Consider the following 16547-nt stretch of genomic DNA (forward strand, 5'->3'; position numbering starts at 1 on the left):
GTTCTCTCCCCGAAGGGAGAGTCCCTTGATGTGCTTCACGCCACAAAGCATATGCGTTTAGAAGTCAAGAAAACACTGGTTAGAAGCAAAAACGGCTAACAACTTCGCAAAGAATTCGTGCCCCAAATTCCCGTACTTTTCATGGTTTTATGTGTTTGTTTCATCATCGGTGGCGGGCTGAACAAGTGCCGGAAGCGCAAAATCTTTTTCCCGCACAAACCGCATCCCTCCGGGGCCGCGAAATGCCGAAGCCCCGGAATCATCGAACTCAAAGTGCACCTTTTCTCCGTACCCACCAAATCCATTCGGGTCCACTGATTTCAAGGTGTTTTCATCAACGAATTCAAGCGGCACGGTGTTCTTGGCATCCACCGCAGAAGTCGGATCAATCTGGAAGAGTTTCCCACCGAGCAACACAACATCTTGCACACCCCATAACGCGGCGAAGCGGCCGGTAAAGCGCTCCAAAGCCTCCTGGGTGATTCCCGTATAGGAGTCCGGTGTGCTTTGCTCGGCGAGCGCTGCCAGGGCAAAGAGGGATTCTCCCCAGCTGGTGGCCTGACCGTCTACGGCATTCGTCAGCATGCTTAGCACCACTGACGTTTGAGGAACGGCCCAGGTCCGGGTGATGTGTCCCGGATAGCCTCCGCTGTGCCCAAAGGTTTCGCGCCCTTGAATTTTTTGGAGGATGAATCCAAGTCCGTAGCTTCGTCCCGGGGCACCAGATTCTTCTGCTCGTTGTTGCATGAGTCGTTTTGAGTCATCGGTCAGTACGCTCGGTTCGCTGCCCATTAGGTGGGAACCGAAATAGGTAACCAGATCAGTGGCGGTGGAATAGATTCCTGTGGCTGCGGCAAGGGCTCCGGTGTTTATATGTGTGATTTCGGCGCGTGCAGCTAAGGCATAGTCGCTCCCGGCGTGGACCAGTGGCCCATACCCGGCTGCCAGGTTCGAGGTATTCGCGTCAATATCGGTTCCCGTGTTTGCTAGTCCGAGGGGGTCAATGATGCGTTCTGTAATGAACTGCTCGAAGGATTGTCCGCTGCTGGTTTCGATGATTAGTCCCAGGATCCCATACCCAATATTTGTGTATTTGAAGTGTTCATTGGGTTCTAGAATTTTTGCGTGCCCAGCGATTTCTAGTAATTCTTTGTCCTTGGGGAATGGTCTGCCTAAGGCCCAGAAGTCAGCATTCTCGCTATCGCGGATGATGCCGCCTGAGTGTGAAAGAAGTTCACGCACGTTCACGCGCGCAATGTCACTATTGCTAAGCTCCGGAAGCAGCTGACCTACCTGGTCTTCGAGGTTCAGCAATCCGTCTTCGCGAAGGAGCATGATGGCTGTTGCTGTGAAGGTTTTGGAATGGGAAGCGACCCTGAATAGGTGATCGTTCTTCAGCCGAGTCTTGGCACCAAGATGTGCATAGCCACCGCTGAAAGCTCCGATGAGTTCACCGTTAACGCCCACCGCGCATTGGAAACCTGGCTGATGTGAGTAGGCCCGATTTTTATCCAAATACGTTGGAGCATATTTCAGGACAGATTCCCAGATGGCGCTGGCTTCGTTGGGCAACTGTGCGTCGGTGGCAGAGTGTGCGAGGTTCATGATCACCATCCTGCCACTGGGCAAATAACAATCGCGCATATTTTTCCTTTCTCCGGTGTATTCGCTTGGGCTACTGCGTAGGCTCGCTGTATGAGTGAGGCATCAGAGCTATCAATGACCTTGTCGGATCGGCAATCGATGACCCAGCGCAATCCCTTCGTGTTGGCTCTTTATGGGCTGAGCGCGCTGTTGGGCCTGGCTGCCCTCATCATCCAGCGTGTTGGAGTTTCCAAGGCTTGGCTCAGTGGTGGAATGGACAGCGATTCCGGGGACTTTTTGGGAATTGTCTATGACCCCACTATTTTGTTGCGCTTCAACGTTGTAGCGCTGGTTCTGCTGGTCTTATGCATCGTTATTCTTAGCGCAACTTTGGTCTTCCAAGCAGCCCGGTGGAAACCAGCAGGCAGTTAGCTTCTTCTCGGTTGGTCGCTCATGCCTGATACGGGTCTTTGACAGCCGGTCAGGGCGAGATTCTGCAATTCTTTCTACGCGGTGGGCGTAGCTACGCCCTCTTCGGGCCAAGGTTCGGATTGAATAGGAAGCATGAGCCAGACCGAGCAGATGCCACAGCCACCACAAACCGCCAAGATCCCCACCACTCGTATCCATCATGGGGATAGCTTCACCGACGATTACGAATGGTTGAGGGAGAAGGAAAGTCCCCAGGTACTCGAACACCTGCACGCCGAAAATGCGTATGCGCAAGCCGTCACGGCTAACCAAGAGTCCTTGCGTGAGGCAATCTTCAATGAAATCAAGGAACGCACCGTAGAGACCGATCTTTCGGTTCCCGCCCGCAAACGTGGTTGGTGGTATTTCACCCGTACCGTCGAAGGTTCCCAGTACGCGATCCAGTGTCGTGTGGCGGCCAACGATACCGGAGACCTTGCAGCAGACTGGACTCCCCCGGCCATCGAAGCCGGGGTGAGTATTCAAGGCGAACAGGTACTGCTTGATGGCAACCAAGAAGCCGCAGGCAAACCGTTCTTCTCCCTCGGTGGCATGGCTGTGAGCGAAGACGGAAACTTGCTGGCCTATGCGCAGGATAATGCCGGGGACGAGCGATTCACCCTCCGCATCAAGAATCTAGAAACCGGCGAAATGCTGGCCGATGAGATCGAGAACGTCTTCTATGGCCTGGCCTTCTCCCCCGATTCGACCCGCATTTTCTACACGGTGGTTGACGATTCATGGCGTCCACACCAGATCAAGGCCCATACCCTCGGCACCGATCCAGACCAAGACACCGTCATCTTCCAAGAAGATGACCCCGGGATGTGGCTTGGTTTTGATCTCTCGGCGGATCGCACCGAACTGTTGATCGGCATTGGCAACTCCGAATACTCCGAAACCCTATCCTTGGATCTGCGCACACCCGAAGCCACCCCGGTGATGTTGGTATCCCGCGCACACCGTATCCTGCACTCGATTGACCCCATCACCCTTCAGGGCACGCGCGCCTACGTGATTACTCATGATCGCCAGGCACTAAACAATATGGTTTCCCTGCTACCTGCCGAACAAGTCTCGCTCCCTTATGAGCAGCAGCAGTGGGCAACTATCATCGAACACAGTGACACCATCAAGGTTGAGGGCACCGCAGCAACCGCAACACATCTGATCGTTGCGGTACGTAAGGACACCACCGAACGGATCCAGATTCTCCCGCTAGCGGGATTGGGCACCGCTACGCAACGACCGGCAGTAGAACCAGCTTTTGACGAAGAGCTCTACACTGCCTCGCTGGCCAATGCCGAACTCGATGCACCCATGATCCGGCTGTCCTACACCTCGGATTTCACCCCGGCCCGCGTCTACGATTACACCCTCGCCGATGGCACCCTGACACTACGCAAGCAAACTCAGGTGAACAACTATGATCCGAGCAAGTACCTGGCAACCCGCGAATGGGCAACAGCGGCAGACGGAACCAAGATCCCACTGACCATCTTGCGCCGATCCGATCTGACCAACAAGACTGCCAACGCGGTCCTGATCTACGGATATGGAAGCTACGAAGCCTCCATGGACCCGGGCTTCGGTATCCCACGGCTCTCGCTGCTTGATCGCGGAGTCGTCTTCGTCATCGCCCATGTACGTGGCGGCGGCGAACTAGGACGGCATTGGTACCTAGATGGCAAAAAACTCACCAAGAAAAACACCTTTACCGACTTCGTCGATGCCACAAAATATGTGATCGATACTGGCTGGGCAGACCCGGCACGCGTGGTGGCCATGGGAGGATCCGCCGGTGGCCTGCTCATGGGAGCGGTAGCAAACCTAGCCCCGCAACTCTACTCGGGCATCATTGCCCAAGTACCGTTCGTTGACGCGCTAACCTCAATCCTTGACCCAGAACTCCCGCTCTCCGCGCTGGAATGGGAAGAATGGGGAAACCCCATCCAGGACAAGGAAGTCTACGACTACATGAAGTCCTACACACCGTACGAAAACATCGCGGCCTTGCCCTACCCCAAGATCGCGGCAGTTACCTCGCTCAACGACACCCGTGTGTTGTATGTAGAACCAGCCAAATGGGTCGCAAAACTGCGCGAAGAAACTACCGGAGCCGAACCGATCATCATGAAAATTGAAATGGACGGTGGCCACGGCGGCGCCTCGGGCCGCTACGAAGGCTGGAAAACTCGTGCCTGGGACTACGCCTTCGTGCTAGACACCCTGGGCCTGAACCCAGCGGGCGCATGACCCCACAGAACTTGGTAGTTGCTCGGAGCGCGGCGTTCTCAACAAACTCCGCGTTCCGAGCCCTGCTCACCGAGGCCTCCGACGCCACCGGTGAGGCACTCGAAACACTGCTGTCCGAGATCAGCACCATGAACGTGCTGCTCTACCCCGGTCCGAACGGTGATCCTTTGGCGCTCGCCGTCTACCACAGGCTCGATTCCTATGCCGTGGAGATTGAATATCTAGCCGTTGCTGCGGCTTTGCGACGCCGGGGTGTGGGGCTCGCACTGGTCAACAAGGTGCAAGAACTTGAGATGGCGATGATCGTAGCCCGAACGGACGATGATGCCATTGAATTTTACCGGGTAGTGGGTTTTCAGTGCAGTGCTTCGGCTACAGATCCGCGCTGGCCAGAAAACCAGCGTTATCTTTGTGTGCTGCCCTTTCTGCCGTTGGTTCAGGAACCTTTGGAGGATGACGCGTCGGTCCAATGGGTTCAGCCGGTGCCACAGCCTATGCAGATTGAGCTTGTTCCACCGCAAGAATCCTGGGCTCGTGACTTTGCCAAAGTGAAATCGTTGATTAAACAAACCTTGGGCGCACGGGCGCTTGCGGTGCAGCATCTGGGCTCAACGTCAGTTCCCGGGCTTCCGGCCAAGCCCATCATCGATATTGTTTTGACGGTTGACGATCCTGCTGCCGAGGGCGAATACGTCAAGGATCTTGTGGCTGCGGGGTTTGCGCTGCGTTTACGTGAACCAGGGTGGTACTCGCACAGATTACTGGTCTCCGTCGGCCAGGGTGTACTGCCCGCGGTCAATCTGCATGTTTTAGGCCCCGGCTCGCCGGAGACTTCTCGGATGCGCAGCTTTCGGGACTGGCTTCGTATGCATGATACAGACCGGGATGAATACGCGCGCGTTAAGTATCTAGCGGCAGCAAATATCAATGAGCACGGCGGCGGTCTGGTCATGGATTACAACGCTGTCAAAGAGCCTTTTATCCAAGCACTCTATGCAAGGATTTTTGCCAGCTAATGAGCTAGTGGCATGGTGTTTATGCTCCTGACTCGGGGCCGTGTTCGAGGCCCTTCTCGGTGGGGCCGCTCTGGCGTGCCATTTTTATCCCGTCACGCACCCCGGCACGGATCACGTGGTAGAGCACGTAGAAGCCGATGGCCACAATAACGATGTTCAAGACTATCGAAGAGAAGAATTCACCAGTCATCATGGGTGCAGTCTAACGATCGGGAAGCAATGCCGATTCGTTGCCTCGCCGCATCAGCCCAGAAGATTCTGGTGTTGAGCATGCCAAGGAATGGTGCCCGGAATCGCCGGCCATCGAGTCATGCTTGTGTGTTGCTATTTGAAGCGTTCCCAAGCTGATTGACGGGTCATTCCCAAGGATTCGCCCACGCGTGCCCAGCTTGCTCCTTTGCTGCGTGCAACGTTCACCCAGGCGGTAAGTCTCGACTCGACCTGCGCGGCGACAGCAGAAATTTTGGGTAAGAGGTCAAGCACCTCATCGACGTTCATATCGCGCCACGGTTCGGCGGCCGCATGGGTCTGAGTAGTTTTATGAAGGGCCATGGCGTTTTGGGCGCACTCTAAACAAATTGCGATACCAGCGCCCAACACCAATTTTCCGCACTCCTCGCGGGTGCGACCGCAAAAGCTACACAGTTCCGGGTCAATGTATGCACCGAGGTCCGACACCAGCGACTCCTTCTGTTGTGGGGCAGCTCGGTCCCCTCTTCTTGACACTGTCAGGATACACCTGACACGATGTCAGGCAATGCCTGACACGAGAGTTGCGAGTACCTACCCCCATGAGCTCCAACGTCAACACCTCCAAACCCATCCGGGGCAATAAACCGTTCGGGCGATTCTTGGCCTCGAGTGCCTTTGAGTCGCTGGGCGATGGAACCATTCGCACGCTCCTGCCACTCATTGCGGTAAGTGCGTTGGGTGCAGGGACATTCCATATCGGATTGCTCAATGCCATTGGGCTCAGTGCGTTCTCGATCCTTGGGTTACCCGTTGGTGTACTGGCTGATACTTTGCCACGACTCCGGCTCATGTTTCTCGCCGATATTCTGCGTGCGGCCTTGCTCCTGGCAATTCCTGCATCATATTTTTTGGGCTTCCTACAGCTGTGGCACCTGATTGCAATTGCAGGGGTCCTCAGCATTTGTGATGTGATCTTCATCTCCGCCAGCGGAGCGGCAATTCCCGATCTGGTAGGTCCGCGACAGGTCAGTGAAGCTTATGCCCAATTACATCGGGTCTCGAGCGCCACGTCGCTGGGCTCTCCTATCCTTGTCACCGGACTCTTGAAAATTTTGGCCGCACCCTTTGTCCTACTCATTGGCAGTATTGGATACCTCATGTCCGGGCTCGCACTTCCACGCCTTCTTCCCCCGGAGCCCGGCACCGCAAAACCACAGATACAGCCATTCTGGGCCTCGCTTCGATTAGGAATGCTCACAACGCTTCAGCAGCCGATCATGCGTCAACCGCTCTTCTCCGGCATGCTCCTCAATGCGGCGACCATGCTCGGCAATTCCGTACTTGCCGTTTATGCCATGCGGGATCTCGGTTTTCAGCCGGCAACATTTGCCATGCTGGGAGTCTTCGGCGCGGGCGGAGGTTTAGCCGCAGGCCTTGCTGCCCCCAAGCTTTTAGCACTCTATGGAATTGGACCGCTGCGGGTGACCGCTACGCTTCTCTGCATTCCTGCGGTGAGCCTCCAGCCGCTGGCAACAATTCTTCCGGGAAACGCCATTATCTGGTGTGCCACGTCATCGTTCAGTTGGGCGTTTCTACTGATTCTTGCGTCGGTCGCCGGTGCCGGAATCATCCCCCAGTTGTGCGATTCCTCAAACCTTGGAACTGTGATGGCAAGCAACAGATTCTTCACCCTGGGCATCATGCCGATTGCGAGCATTATTGGCGGATCACTAGCTACGCTCATCGGCCCCGCACCAATCCTTTGGGCTTGGGCACTCCTAGCAGGATGCTCTGCACTTCCCATTATTTATTCGCCAATTCGCTCATGGCAAGAAGTCCCTGATTCACCCACCGTCACAGAGACAAAGAACCGTGCTCCGAGGGAGGAAAGCATTCCTCACCGAAACACGGATCTATGACCATGCAGAGCCTTGCGCCCCGGGGCATTACCTGACGTGAGCTTGCTGTGCACGCGAAGCCTTAATACTCGGACGCATAGCAAGCACGGTTGAAACCAAGGCCACGCCGCCTGCGATCCACGCAGTGAGTGCAGGAACATTTGCACCGGCAAAGTTTCCTAGCCATGGCAAGATAATTGCCAGCACCGAGGCCATGATCTGTCCGATTTCAATGCCATAGAGGTTTGGTCCGGCCAAATCAATAATGCCCACCACAAGAAGCAGTGCCCCGGAGGTCAGCAGCATGGGAACCGAACTTCCAATTCTCTCGCTCCAGACAGGGGTCAAGACCATGACCAAACCAGCGATAACTACCGCCCAGTCTTCCCAACGATGCCATTTACGCATTTTGAACCAACTCCTCACATTTCTACTTATTCCCGAGTCTGCCGCGGATGATAAACGGGTGGAAGAGTCTTTTGACCCAAAAGACGGTTAGACACTTCAGCGATTCTTGAGCGTCTTGTGCGTACGCGAGTACGTTAAATGACATCGATTCGACGCATGCATCTTGACTTATGTCACATTTCAGGATTACCTAATGATCGTTCGGTAAATAATTGAAGGGACTTTCATGAGCGACACAAACCTCGACGCACCACTTGCGCATCCCATTTTGAAAAATGACTATGCCAGTGAATGGATGGGCATCGAGGTTCAGAAAGTTGCAGATGGGCACGCAACCATCACCATGAAACTTCGCCAAGAAATGCTCAATGGTTTTGGAATCGCCCACGGCGGTATGATCTTCGCTTTTGCCGATACTGCCTTTGCTCTTTCCTGCAACCCGCACACAGGCTCCGAAGATTCAATTACCGTGGCCTCGGGTGTCGACATCAACTTCCTCAAACCAGGTATCCCCGGACGCGTCCTCACCGCGGTAGCCAACCGTCGTCAACAGACCGGACGCAGCGGAATCTATGACATTCAGGTATTTCAGTCGGTTCCCGACGCCGAGGATGAAGTCCTCGCCGAGTTCCGCGGACGCTCCCGCACTATCCCCAAGCGTGCGTAGCCAGCAAGCTTGCTTAACCTCCGTTCACCCAAAAAATCACAGCACGATAGGCCAAGACATGACCCAGACCTCAACACGGATCGAACTTCCAAATCCGCTAGATCCGGAAGAAACCATGAGCCGTGACCAGATCGAATCGATCCAGCTCACACGCCTACAGGACACCCTTGCCTACGCCTATGATCGGGTGCCACTGTACAAGGAAAAGTACGATGCAGCAGGTGTGCACCCCAGCGACCTGAAGGAACTGTCCGACCTGGCCAACTTCCCCTTCACCGAGAAGGAAGATCTACGCAAGACTTATCCGTTTGGCATGTTCGCCGTCCCACAGCAGGAGGTAGCCCGCATTCATGCTTCATCCGGCACCACCGGACGAGCAACGGTTGTTGGTTACACCCAACAGGACCTGGATAATTGGGCCACCATGGGCGCCCGATGCCTGCGCCTCTCGGGCGTCAAGCCGGGTTGGAAGGTCCACAACGCCTACGGCTATGGCCTGTTCACTGGCGGTCTTGGCGCGCACGCCGCGGCCGAGCGTCTGGGTACCACCGTGATCCCGATGTCCGGTGGCCAGACGGAAAAGCAGATCACGCTCATCCAGGACTTCGAGCCGGATGCCATTCTTTGTACCCCGACTTACTTGTTGACCATCGGTGATGCGATGCAGCGTGCCGGGCTTGACCCGCGCAAGACCTCACTGAAAACAGCGGTGCTCGGCGCCGAACCGTGGACCGAGGAAATGCGTCACGAGCTAGAGGTCATGTTCGACCTGGACGCCTGTGACATCTACGGCTTGTCCGAGGTCATGGGTCCCGGCGTTGCCGGCGAGTCAAACGAAACCAAGGACGGCAGCCACATCTGGGAGGACCACTTCCGCCCGGAGATCATCGATGCCTTCGACGAGACCAAGGTGCTGCGCGACGGTGAACACGGCGAGCTCGTCTTCACCTCGTTGACCAAACAAGCACTGCCGATCATCCGCTACCGCACGCACGACCTCACCCGCCTACTGCCGGGCACCGCACGTCCGGGCCACCGTCGTATGGGTAGGATCACCGGGCGTAGCGATGACATGATCATCCTGCGCGGCGTGAACCTCTTCCCTTCGCAGATCGAGGAAATCGCGCTGCGGATCCCGGGGCTTTCCCCGCACTTCCAGCTTGAAATCACCCGTCCGGGCCGCATGGACCAGCTGGCAGTGCGCATTGAACGCCGCGAGGATTGCGCTGCGGATCGGGCCATTGCCGCGGGTAAGGAACTTGCCAAGCAGATCAAGATCCATGTCGGCTCATCGTGTGAAATTGATGTGGTTGATCCCGGTTCCCTAGCACGATCCTCGGGCAAGTTGCGCCGCATCTACGACATGCGTAACAAGTAGTCAGCTGCCTAGCTGGGGCAGGAATCCATGGCGGTTCCTGCCCCAGCTAATTTCAGTAGGAAATTTCTCCTCCCCGCTTCATGAAAGAATGTTTGATCATGACCACTAGCTCCCTGAAACCTTCGGCGACTAAACGCGGACGTCCCGGCTATGACCAAGAATCGGTACTCTCCATTGCCGTTGAGGTCTTCAATAAGCATGGCTACGATGCAACGTCCATGGGCAAACTCGCCGAGAATCTAGGCATTAGTAAGTCAGCGATCTATCACCACGTTCCGTCCAAGGGTGATTTACTGCGCTTAGCCCTCGATGAGGCATTAGTCCCCCTTGAAGCGATTGCGTTGGACGAACGAGCAACCGTTGGCAGCGCCGAGGAACGGCTGAAATTCTTTCTGCGTTCAACCATCAAGGTGCTAGTCAAACGCCAACAGTACGTAACCCTATTGCTGCGCTTACGCGGAAATACAGACATTGAACGCGATGCCCTCGAACGTCGTCGTGCCGTTGACCGCAGAGTCTCTGACTTAGTTGTCGCCGCCCAGCAAGAAGGTTCCCTACGCAGCGATATTGATCCGCGCACCACCACTAGGTTGCTATTCGGTACCATTAACTCCCTTGTTGAATGGTTCCGTGAAGACGGTAACGTCAGTGCCGAGCAAGTCGAAGATCATGCAATCACCATGATGTTTGAGGGATTGCACAAGCGCGAAGAATAAAGGTGTATCACCTATTTCGCGCTACGATCAATAGTTGAGGCTCTCGCACCGTCTCTCTCCCAAACTTTGTGAATAGGCAGTATTTCTTCGTGGACGAACTTTTCTACAACCTTTTCTCCCAGGCCCCTGGCACCGATTCCGGAACCCAGGTATCGCTTTTTGCGGTATCCGCTTTGCTGACTTTCCTCGCCATGCTCTTGCTAGCACGCCGCAATGACCTAGGGTGGTGGGCGCAAATCCTTGCGGTTTTTGCAGGTCCCATCGTCGTCGCCCTGCAGTACGAGTCATCAATGCTCTTCTACGCAGTTCCAGCATTGTTAGCAGGTGCTTTTGGGCTGTGGCGTTTCTCCAAATTTGAAATGTCCGGTCGTTTTGGTCGCCAGGTCACCCGTCGCGACTTCACCATCAAGTCATTGATTATTGGCATCATTTTGCTGGCTGCTTTCAGCGCATTGCGCTTTGGCCGCATGCTGACCACCGGTTTCATTTTTGGTGGCGAGACGCTAGCGCTTTCGATTTCGCTGATCGCCGAGGCAGCAATCGTGGTTTCACTCATTGGTGTTGCTTGCGGATACCGCTGGGCATGGCTTGCTGCGAGCGTCAGTGGAATTGCCTACGTCGTGGTGCTCTTTAGTTCTAATCCGGCACTTGCACTTCTGGGGGTCACGGTATTCCAGGTCTTGGCCGGGATCTACGGTTGGTTTGCTTGGCGCGAATTGCCGACGGTCAAGGCAGCTCAGGAAGCCGAATCAACCGATTCGAAGTACCCTCCAAGCCCGTACACGGCTTAGCCTTCGAAGCACCTAATATTTAGCTAAATTGCTGATGCGGGGTTGCCATTTCCCACGAAATGACAACCCCGCATCAGCATTTTTGTTTTCTAGTTCTGCACCGGTAACCGTGCAATCGATGGTGCCGGATCCGTGGCAAGACGCGAATAGGTTCGCACGTCGAATCGCACGGGTTGATCGAATTCGTTGAGGTACATTAATTTGCCTCGCTCAATTCCTTCAACGATGAATCCGGCCTTCTGCGCGACGTGACCGGAGGCAGGATTATTCACCCGATGGGCAAGTTCTAACCTATATAGTCCAAGGTTCTCGAAGCAGTAATCTGCCAACGCTGCGGTGGCTGCCGCGGCCAACCCTCGTCCCCGAGCGGCCGGAGTCACCCAATAGGAAACCCAGGCAGTCTCGTGTCGGTACTCAATCGAGTTTGCCATCACGTGACCCACCGCCTGCCCATCACATTCGATAGCGAAGCCAACTGCGTGAGCATCCTTCTTCTCCACCCAATATGCCAACCAGCGGCGGGCAGCTGCTTCAGAATTGATCGGTTCCCCGGATTGTCCAGCCATATCATCGGCGTTAAAGGCGGCTAGAACCGCTTCAAGGTCTTGTGCCGAATCATTCCATGGCCTGAGGAACGTAGACGGTAACGAGTTATTGCTGGTCATCCAGCCATCCTATCGGCGGGCACGGTGCGTGGAACCAGCGCCCAACCAATCAGCGCGGCAGCTGGTGGGATAGCGAGCAGTGCCACCACTGGCAACAACAGACGTGGATCCATCGATCCTTCCATGATGATGATCAGCAGGGACACCGGCATCGCGCCCAGCACGATCCCCAACGTGGTGCCCAGCAATGCCGTAAGCCCCGCTTGTACGGCACCAAAGCGACGTCTGGTGCGTGGTTCGGCCCCCACTCCAACCATGACCCGCGCATCGCGCCGACCGTCGGCCAGAGCCAAACCTGTTGTCATGGCCGCCGTTGTCAGCACCAAGGCGCCGGCACCGATACTCAGCACCCAGGGTAAATTCGTTAGAAGCGTTTCCACTCCGGTGCTCTTCGTAGCACCATTCATGCGCACGTCCAATGCCGCCAGGTCTTTGTTTAGCGCCATCACCTCATCTGCATTCAGTACCCGGCCCAGATCCACCAGCAGACGTGAATCGGCAATAATTCCGCCGGTACCATTCATCGCAGCCTCAGAGACCATGATGGGTGGCATCTGGCGATCTCCGGTGAGCACCTCCACCGCATCAAGCTCAAAACTTCGCTTCAGTGGAACACCCAAGAGCACCCCGGTATTTCCACCAAAGTATTCATTATTTTTTATCAGCGGAAAATCGAGATCGGGCATCCCAAAGGAGATTCGTTGCTGATCGGTCACAAACTCGGGCACCGTGACGATTGCCTGTCCACGCTCAAATGCGGCACCCAGCGCCGGGGTATAGTGCTTGCCCAGCATAAGTTTAAGTCCGGCTACATCGGTGATCTGGGCGTTAATCTCGGATTGATCCCAGGCACCCCGCGGTTCACCATAAATCCCACAATGCCGTGCAGTGAACCTATCTCCGTCCCTAACGTTGCGCGCTAGGGAATCATCACGGGCTTCGAGCACGGCAAGGCTTGGATTGGTCTTGCTGTAAATATCGTCTTGCCCGTAACGACAAGCGCTTGCCGGTGCCAACAGCGCAACCCATGAATCTGCAACCGGCCATTGGTCTTCGTCGGCAGCCTTCCGATATCCAGCAATGAACTGCCCATATTGTCCGCTGGCCTGTGCCGGATATCCGGATCGTTCCATTTGCGCTAGTACATCACTCGCGTGCTGATCCGCTGCCTGCCGGTTCAGCGGGGCCCCATCTTCGTTTCCACTCATCAAGTAGAGATCGTAAATCGACGATGACTTTGTTGAGACTTGGTAGCCTCCGTTAGCCGTTGAATATCCGATGGCAAGTGCCAAAGATGTGGCTAGTGCGGTACCGGCAATCACCGCGGCAATCGCGGGAACCGTCCGCGAGCGGTTACGTTGAATATCGCGCAGTGCAAGCCTGCTGGCCAATGGGAATCGGTGGCCTAGGCCTCCGATCGCCCACAGAATCCTACCGATGGTAAGCATCAGCCCAACGGTGCACAGCACAATTCCCGCGACAAATCCACCAACAATTAGGGTGGTGCGATCGTTGAGTAAACCGTAGGTAGTCGCAGAAATTCCCAGATATAGGGCGGTGGCCCAGCAGGCCAAGCCAAGACCCAGCAACACATAGCCGAATACTGGGCCTTTGGGTCCAGCCGCCGAGTGTCCCTCGGCCCGTAGGGCGTTTAATGCCGCGTTGCGCCCCACCCGTCGAGCCGGAATTAACGCAGCAACCACGGCACTGGCCAGACCCAGTAGCATCAAAGATGCGATAGCTAACCAGGGCACGTGCCAGCCGGGGAATCCCCCGGCATTCAGTTCGCTCCATACCGTGATTCCCCAGGCCCCGAGCAGTCCAAACGCGCTACCGGCGAGCACCGCCATCCCGCCGAGGAACAGTCCGGAATATGCGCCAATCCACTGGATCGTTTTAGCTTCCGCACCGTTGGCACTAAGCAAAGCAAAACTCCGGCGCTGTTTCTTGGCTCCCACGGCAAACGCGGCACCCGAGAGCAGGCCTACCTCGAGGAAGATAAAGAATCCAATAATGAAAATCGACAGAAATCTAACAAGGAGCTCGGCTTTTGCCTCGTCGCTTGTAGACCCTGCCCACATTTCGCTGGCTGGAGGATCGATAATAAAGCTTCGGACATAACTTCCGATTCCCATGGCATTGAAGGCTGCCTGACGATCCAGATCGATAGTCATCCCTTCAACGAAGACCGAGGAATAATCGACTTCAAGGTCCTGCGCAGCCGGGTGCCCGGGAGCCACAAACAATACCGGGGATCCATAACTAGTCAGCCCCAGACTCTGGAAAAGCCCGCTCAGCCGCAAACCCATGCCCGAGGAATTTTTCATGATCCCACTGACCGGATAATCGCTATCGCCTAACCTGAGCGTGTCTCCCACACCAAGCCCGGTCGCTTGGCTGAGGTCATGGTTGATGAGAACAGAATCTGGGCCGCCCCAATCCCCAGATTCGAGGATGTAGCGCCCGGCGAATCGGGGATCGGAGACCTCCCCGACCGTCAGATCAGTCCGCACCGTGCCACCGGAGCCTTGGATCTCAACGTACCCGCTGGTAATTATCGAGCTTGAAGCTCCAGAGTCAAGCGCCTTGAGAATCGTCGGAATATCGGCAATACCCGAGCTCGCGCTATCGTCACTAAGGTCCTCCCTGCTGGCCGATCTCCCAGGCTCATTCGGGTCCTGTACCGAACCGACAGGGTAATCATGGCCAATTAACTGAAGATCAAATTTGCCCAGCTGCCGCGTCGCGTTTTCTTCAGGTGTGGGGACCGAACTGTCGATAAGTGTCACTACAAGTACCAGCACCATCAATGGCAGTGCAATCAAGGAAAAAATCAGGGCCGAGGTGGACTTGTTGGCACGAATATCGCGTAATGCCATCCGTCGCGCCAGCGAATTGTTCCCCCGAGACACCCCGGATGAGCCCTTCGGCGTGCTTGCTCGTTGTTTATACATCAGCCGGTCACCAACAACGAGTTTGGATCGCCTTGCACCGAGCTTTGGTCAACAATGCGTCCGTCCTTGAGGAATACCACACGGTCCGCCCACGCCGCATGACGGGGTTCGTGGGTCACCATTACCACCGCTGCACCGGCATCTGCACGTTCACGTAGCACCTCAAGAACACCATTGCCTGTCACCGAGTCAAGAGCCCCGGTGGGTTCATCGGCGAGGATCAGGCTGCGTTCACCAATGATGGCTCGAGCAATGGCCACACGCTGCTGTTGGCCGCCGGAAAGCTGGTCCATGAAACGGTCTGCTAAATGTTCGATACCCACCTGACGCAGGGCGTTACGTGCCACCCGGTGCGCTTTGCTGGGCTTCCAGCCTTCGAGTTCCAGCGGCAGGGCCGCGTTTTCCACTGCAGTAAGTGTTGGGATGAGATTAAAGTCTTGAAAAACGTAGCCAACTGCTCGTCGACGAATTCGAGCCAATTCGGCAAGTCCCAACGAACTCAACGGGGTGTCTTGAATATAGACCTCGCCGTGGCTTGCCATATCAAGACCACCGGCGAGGGCCAGCAACGATGATTTCCCCGAACCCGAGGGGCCCATGACGGCAACAAATTCGCCAGCCTCAACACCGAAGGAGACATCGCGCAGTGCTGCCACGGTGGTGTCCCCGCTGCCGTAGGTCTTGGTCACCGAGGCCAGTTCAAGGATCTGTCGCACATGTGGGTTGCTCAACGGGTTTCCTCCAGTGTCGCTGTGTTCGTGCGTTTAGCTTGGGTTGGAGGTTGGCTGGGGGTTGTTTCACGCGGAGCGTTGGACCGGCTAGCGCGTGCCATTGAGGACATCTTCGCTTCACAATGATCAAGCCACTTGAGTTCGGCTTCGGCGGAATAGATCAGCGACTCAAGGACAAATCGCCAGGAGAGATCCTCGGCCTTGTTTTCACGGTCGGCTTCACGTCGCGCTCGTACGTATCCCTGCATAGTTTGAATCGTTGCTAGGCGTTGGGTTTGTATCACGGCTCCGGTATCGACGCCCGGAGTGCTCAACGCCAGTGCCAACTTGATGGCAAGTTCGTTACGAGGTGGAGTGCTCGGTGCCACCGGAGTGTTGAACCAGTCTCGGGCTTCTTGGCACCCGGTATCGGTGATTTCGTAGTAGCGGTGTCCGGCTTCGTCGGTCCCCATGTCCTTGACCAGCCCGTCCCGCTCTAGCCGATCCAAGGTCGTATAGACCTGCCCAATATTCAATGGCCACGTTGCACCAGTTGACCGTTCGAATTCTTCACGTAGTTCAAAACCATAACGTTGTTGCTGCTGCAACATGACCAACAGCGAATGTTTGATTGACACCCAAACTCCTACATACTCGGTATTCCTAATGGCCATACTACATACTCAGTATCTAAACGCTACTTTCGCCTCTGGGCCACAAGGGAGCTGTGATAGCAAAATCAAGTCATAGTGATCAATGCCCCATTGTGACGTAAGCATTTCGACACCTAATATCAGTAAGAACCGATCATCATGTACATTTACTGAAAATTGGGATTGCT

16 protein-coding genes and 1 pseudogene are annotated in these 16547 nt (G+C 55.6%); 8 read left to right on the forward strand and 9 right to left on the reverse strand.

What is annotated here, in order from left to right:
• Nucleotides 1–147: 147 nt before the first annotated feature.
• Nucleotides 148–1605: a serine hydrolase gene (locus CQ018_RS02820; protein ID WP_181149697.1), complete on the reverse strand. Its 1458-nt coding sequence runs from the start codon at nt 1603–1605 to the stop codon at nt 148–150.
• Between the two features lie 90 nt (nt 1606–1695).
• Between CQ018_RS02820 and CQ018_RS02825 the strand changes: the two genes are divergently transcribed.
• The 3 genes from CQ018_RS02825 (at nt 1696) to CQ018_RS02835 (ending at nt 5327) form a co-directional block, all read left to right on the forward strand.
• Entirely contained in the window at nt 1696–2016 is a 321-nt protein-coding gene (locus tag CQ018_RS02825; RefSeq protein WP_146111802.1) for a hypothetical protein, read from the forward strand.
• 132 nt (nt 2017–2148) lie between these two features.
• Nucleotides 2149–4311, forward strand: coding sequence for a S9 family peptidase (locus CQ018_RS02830; RefSeq protein WP_105548429.1), 2163 nt, complete (start codon nt 2149–2151; stop codon nt 4309–4311).
• Complete coding sequence (locus tag CQ018_RS02835; RefSeq protein ID WP_105548430.1) at nt 4308–5327, forward strand: bifunctional GNAT family N-acetyltransferase/GrpB family protein; 1020 nt, start codon at nt 4308–4310, stop codon at nt 5325–5327. The genes CQ018_RS02830 and CQ018_RS02835 overlap by 4 nt, the downstream gene beginning before the upstream one ends.
• A 19-nt stretch (nt 5328–5346) precedes the next feature.
• On the opposite strand, the gene CQ018_RS19985 is transcribed toward CQ018_RS02835, so the two are convergent.
• The 3 genes and pseudogenes from CQ018_RS19985 to CQ018_RS20765 form a co-directional block, all read right to left on the reverse strand.
• On the reverse strand, nt 5347–5520 hold the full coding sequence (locus CQ018_RS19985) for a hypothetical protein (protein WP_181149724.1): 174 nt from the start codon (nt 5518–5520) through the stop codon (nt 5347–5349).
• 131 nt (nt 5521–5651) lie between these two features.
• A complete protein-coding gene (locus CQ018_RS20410) occupies nt 5652–5879 on the reverse strand; it encodes a hypothetical protein (protein WP_258142371.1) in 228 nt (75 codons plus the stop codon).
• A 9-nt stretch (nt 5880–5888) separates the two neighbouring features.
• A pseudogene (locus CQ018_RS20765) lies at nt 5889–6053 on the reverse strand (ClpX C4-type zinc finger protein); the annotation flags it as partial.
• Between the two features lie 65 nt (nt 6054–6118).
• On the opposite strand from CQ018_RS20765, the gene CQ018_RS02845 reads away from it, so the two are divergent.
• The gene (locus CQ018_RS02845) at nt 6119–7438 is read left to right on the forward strand and encodes an MFS transporter (protein WP_105548432.1); all 1320 of its coding nucleotides are present in this window, start codon (nt 6119–6121) and stop codon (nt 7436–7438) included.
• 27 nt (nt 7439–7465) lie between these two features.
• Here the strand turns inward: CQ018_RS02845 and CQ018_RS02850 are convergent, their stop codons facing one another.
• Nucleotides 7466–7825 carry a hypothetical protein gene (locus tag CQ018_RS02850; RefSeq protein ID WP_105548433.1) on the reverse strand — a complete coding sequence of 120 codons (360 nt, stop codon included), beginning with the start codon at nt 7823–7825 and terminating at the stop codon, nt 7466–7468.
• A gap of 226 nt (nt 7826–8051) precedes the next feature.
• Here CQ018_RS02850 and paaI point away from each other — a divergent pair, with 226 nt between their 5' ends.
• From paaI to CQ018_RS02870, 4 genes are all read left to right on the forward strand, one after another.
• Entirely contained in the window at nt 8052–8492 is a 441-nt protein-coding gene (gene paaI, locus CQ018_RS02855) for a hydroxyphenylacetyl-CoA thioesterase PaaI (RefSeq protein WP_105548434.1), read from the forward strand.
• 58 nt (nt 8493–8550) lie between these two features.
• Nucleotides 8551–9870 (forward strand): AMP-binding protein, encoded by a 1320-nt coding sequence (locus CQ018_RS02860; protein ID WP_105548435.1) that lies wholly within the window; start codon nt 8551–8553, stop codon nt 9868–9870.
• Nucleotides 9871–9968: 98 nt separating this feature from the next.
• Nucleotides 9969–10586: a TetR/AcrR family transcriptional regulator gene (locus CQ018_RS02865; RefSeq protein ID WP_105548685.1), complete on the forward strand. Its 618-nt coding sequence runs from the start codon at nt 9969–9971 to the stop codon at nt 10584–10586.
• A gap of 89 nt (nt 10587–10675) precedes the next feature.
• Nucleotides 10676–11377 (forward strand): nicotinamide mononucleotide transporter, encoded by a 702-nt coding sequence (locus CQ018_RS02870; protein WP_105548436.1) that lies wholly within the window; start codon nt 10676–10678, stop codon nt 11375–11377.
• 89 nt (nt 11378–11466) lie between these two features.
• Here CQ018_RS02870 and CQ018_RS02875 read toward each other — a convergent pair whose 3' ends face one another.
• The 4 genes from CQ018_RS02875 to CQ018_RS02890 all read right to left on the reverse strand — a co-directional run bounded on the left by CQ018_RS02875 (nt 11467) and on the right by CQ018_RS02890 (nt 16344).
• On the reverse strand, nt 11467–12042 hold the full coding sequence (locus CQ018_RS02875) for a GNAT family N-acetyltransferase (protein WP_105548437.1): 576 nt from the start codon (nt 12040–12042) through the stop codon (nt 11467–11469).
• Nucleotides 12039–14921 carry an FtsX-like permease family protein gene (locus CQ018_RS02880; RefSeq protein ID WP_105548438.1) on the reverse strand — a complete coding sequence of 961 codons (2883 nt, stop codon included), beginning with the start codon at nt 14919–14921 and terminating at the stop codon, nt 12039–12041. The genes CQ018_RS02875 and CQ018_RS02880 overlap by 4 nt, the downstream gene beginning before the upstream one ends.
• A 74-nt stretch (nt 14922–14995) precedes the next feature.
• Nucleotides 14996–15727, reverse strand: coding sequence for an ABC transporter ATP-binding protein (locus CQ018_RS02885; RefSeq protein ID WP_219843983.1), 732 nt, complete (start codon nt 15725–15727; stop codon nt 14996–14998).
• Nucleotides 15724–16344, reverse strand: a complete 621-nt coding sequence (locus tag CQ018_RS02890; RefSeq protein WP_105548439.1) for a PadR family transcriptional regulator — start codon at nt 16342–16344, stop codon at nt 15724–15726. The genes CQ018_RS02885 and CQ018_RS02890 overlap by 4 nt, the downstream gene beginning before the upstream one ends.
• Nucleotides 16345–16547: the final 203 nt, after the last annotated feature.

This window comes from Arthrobacter sp. MYb227 (genome assembly GCF_002975435.1).
Taxonomy (GTDB): Bacteria; Actinomycetota; Actinomycetes; order Actinomycetales; family Micrococcaceae; genus Paeniglutamicibacter.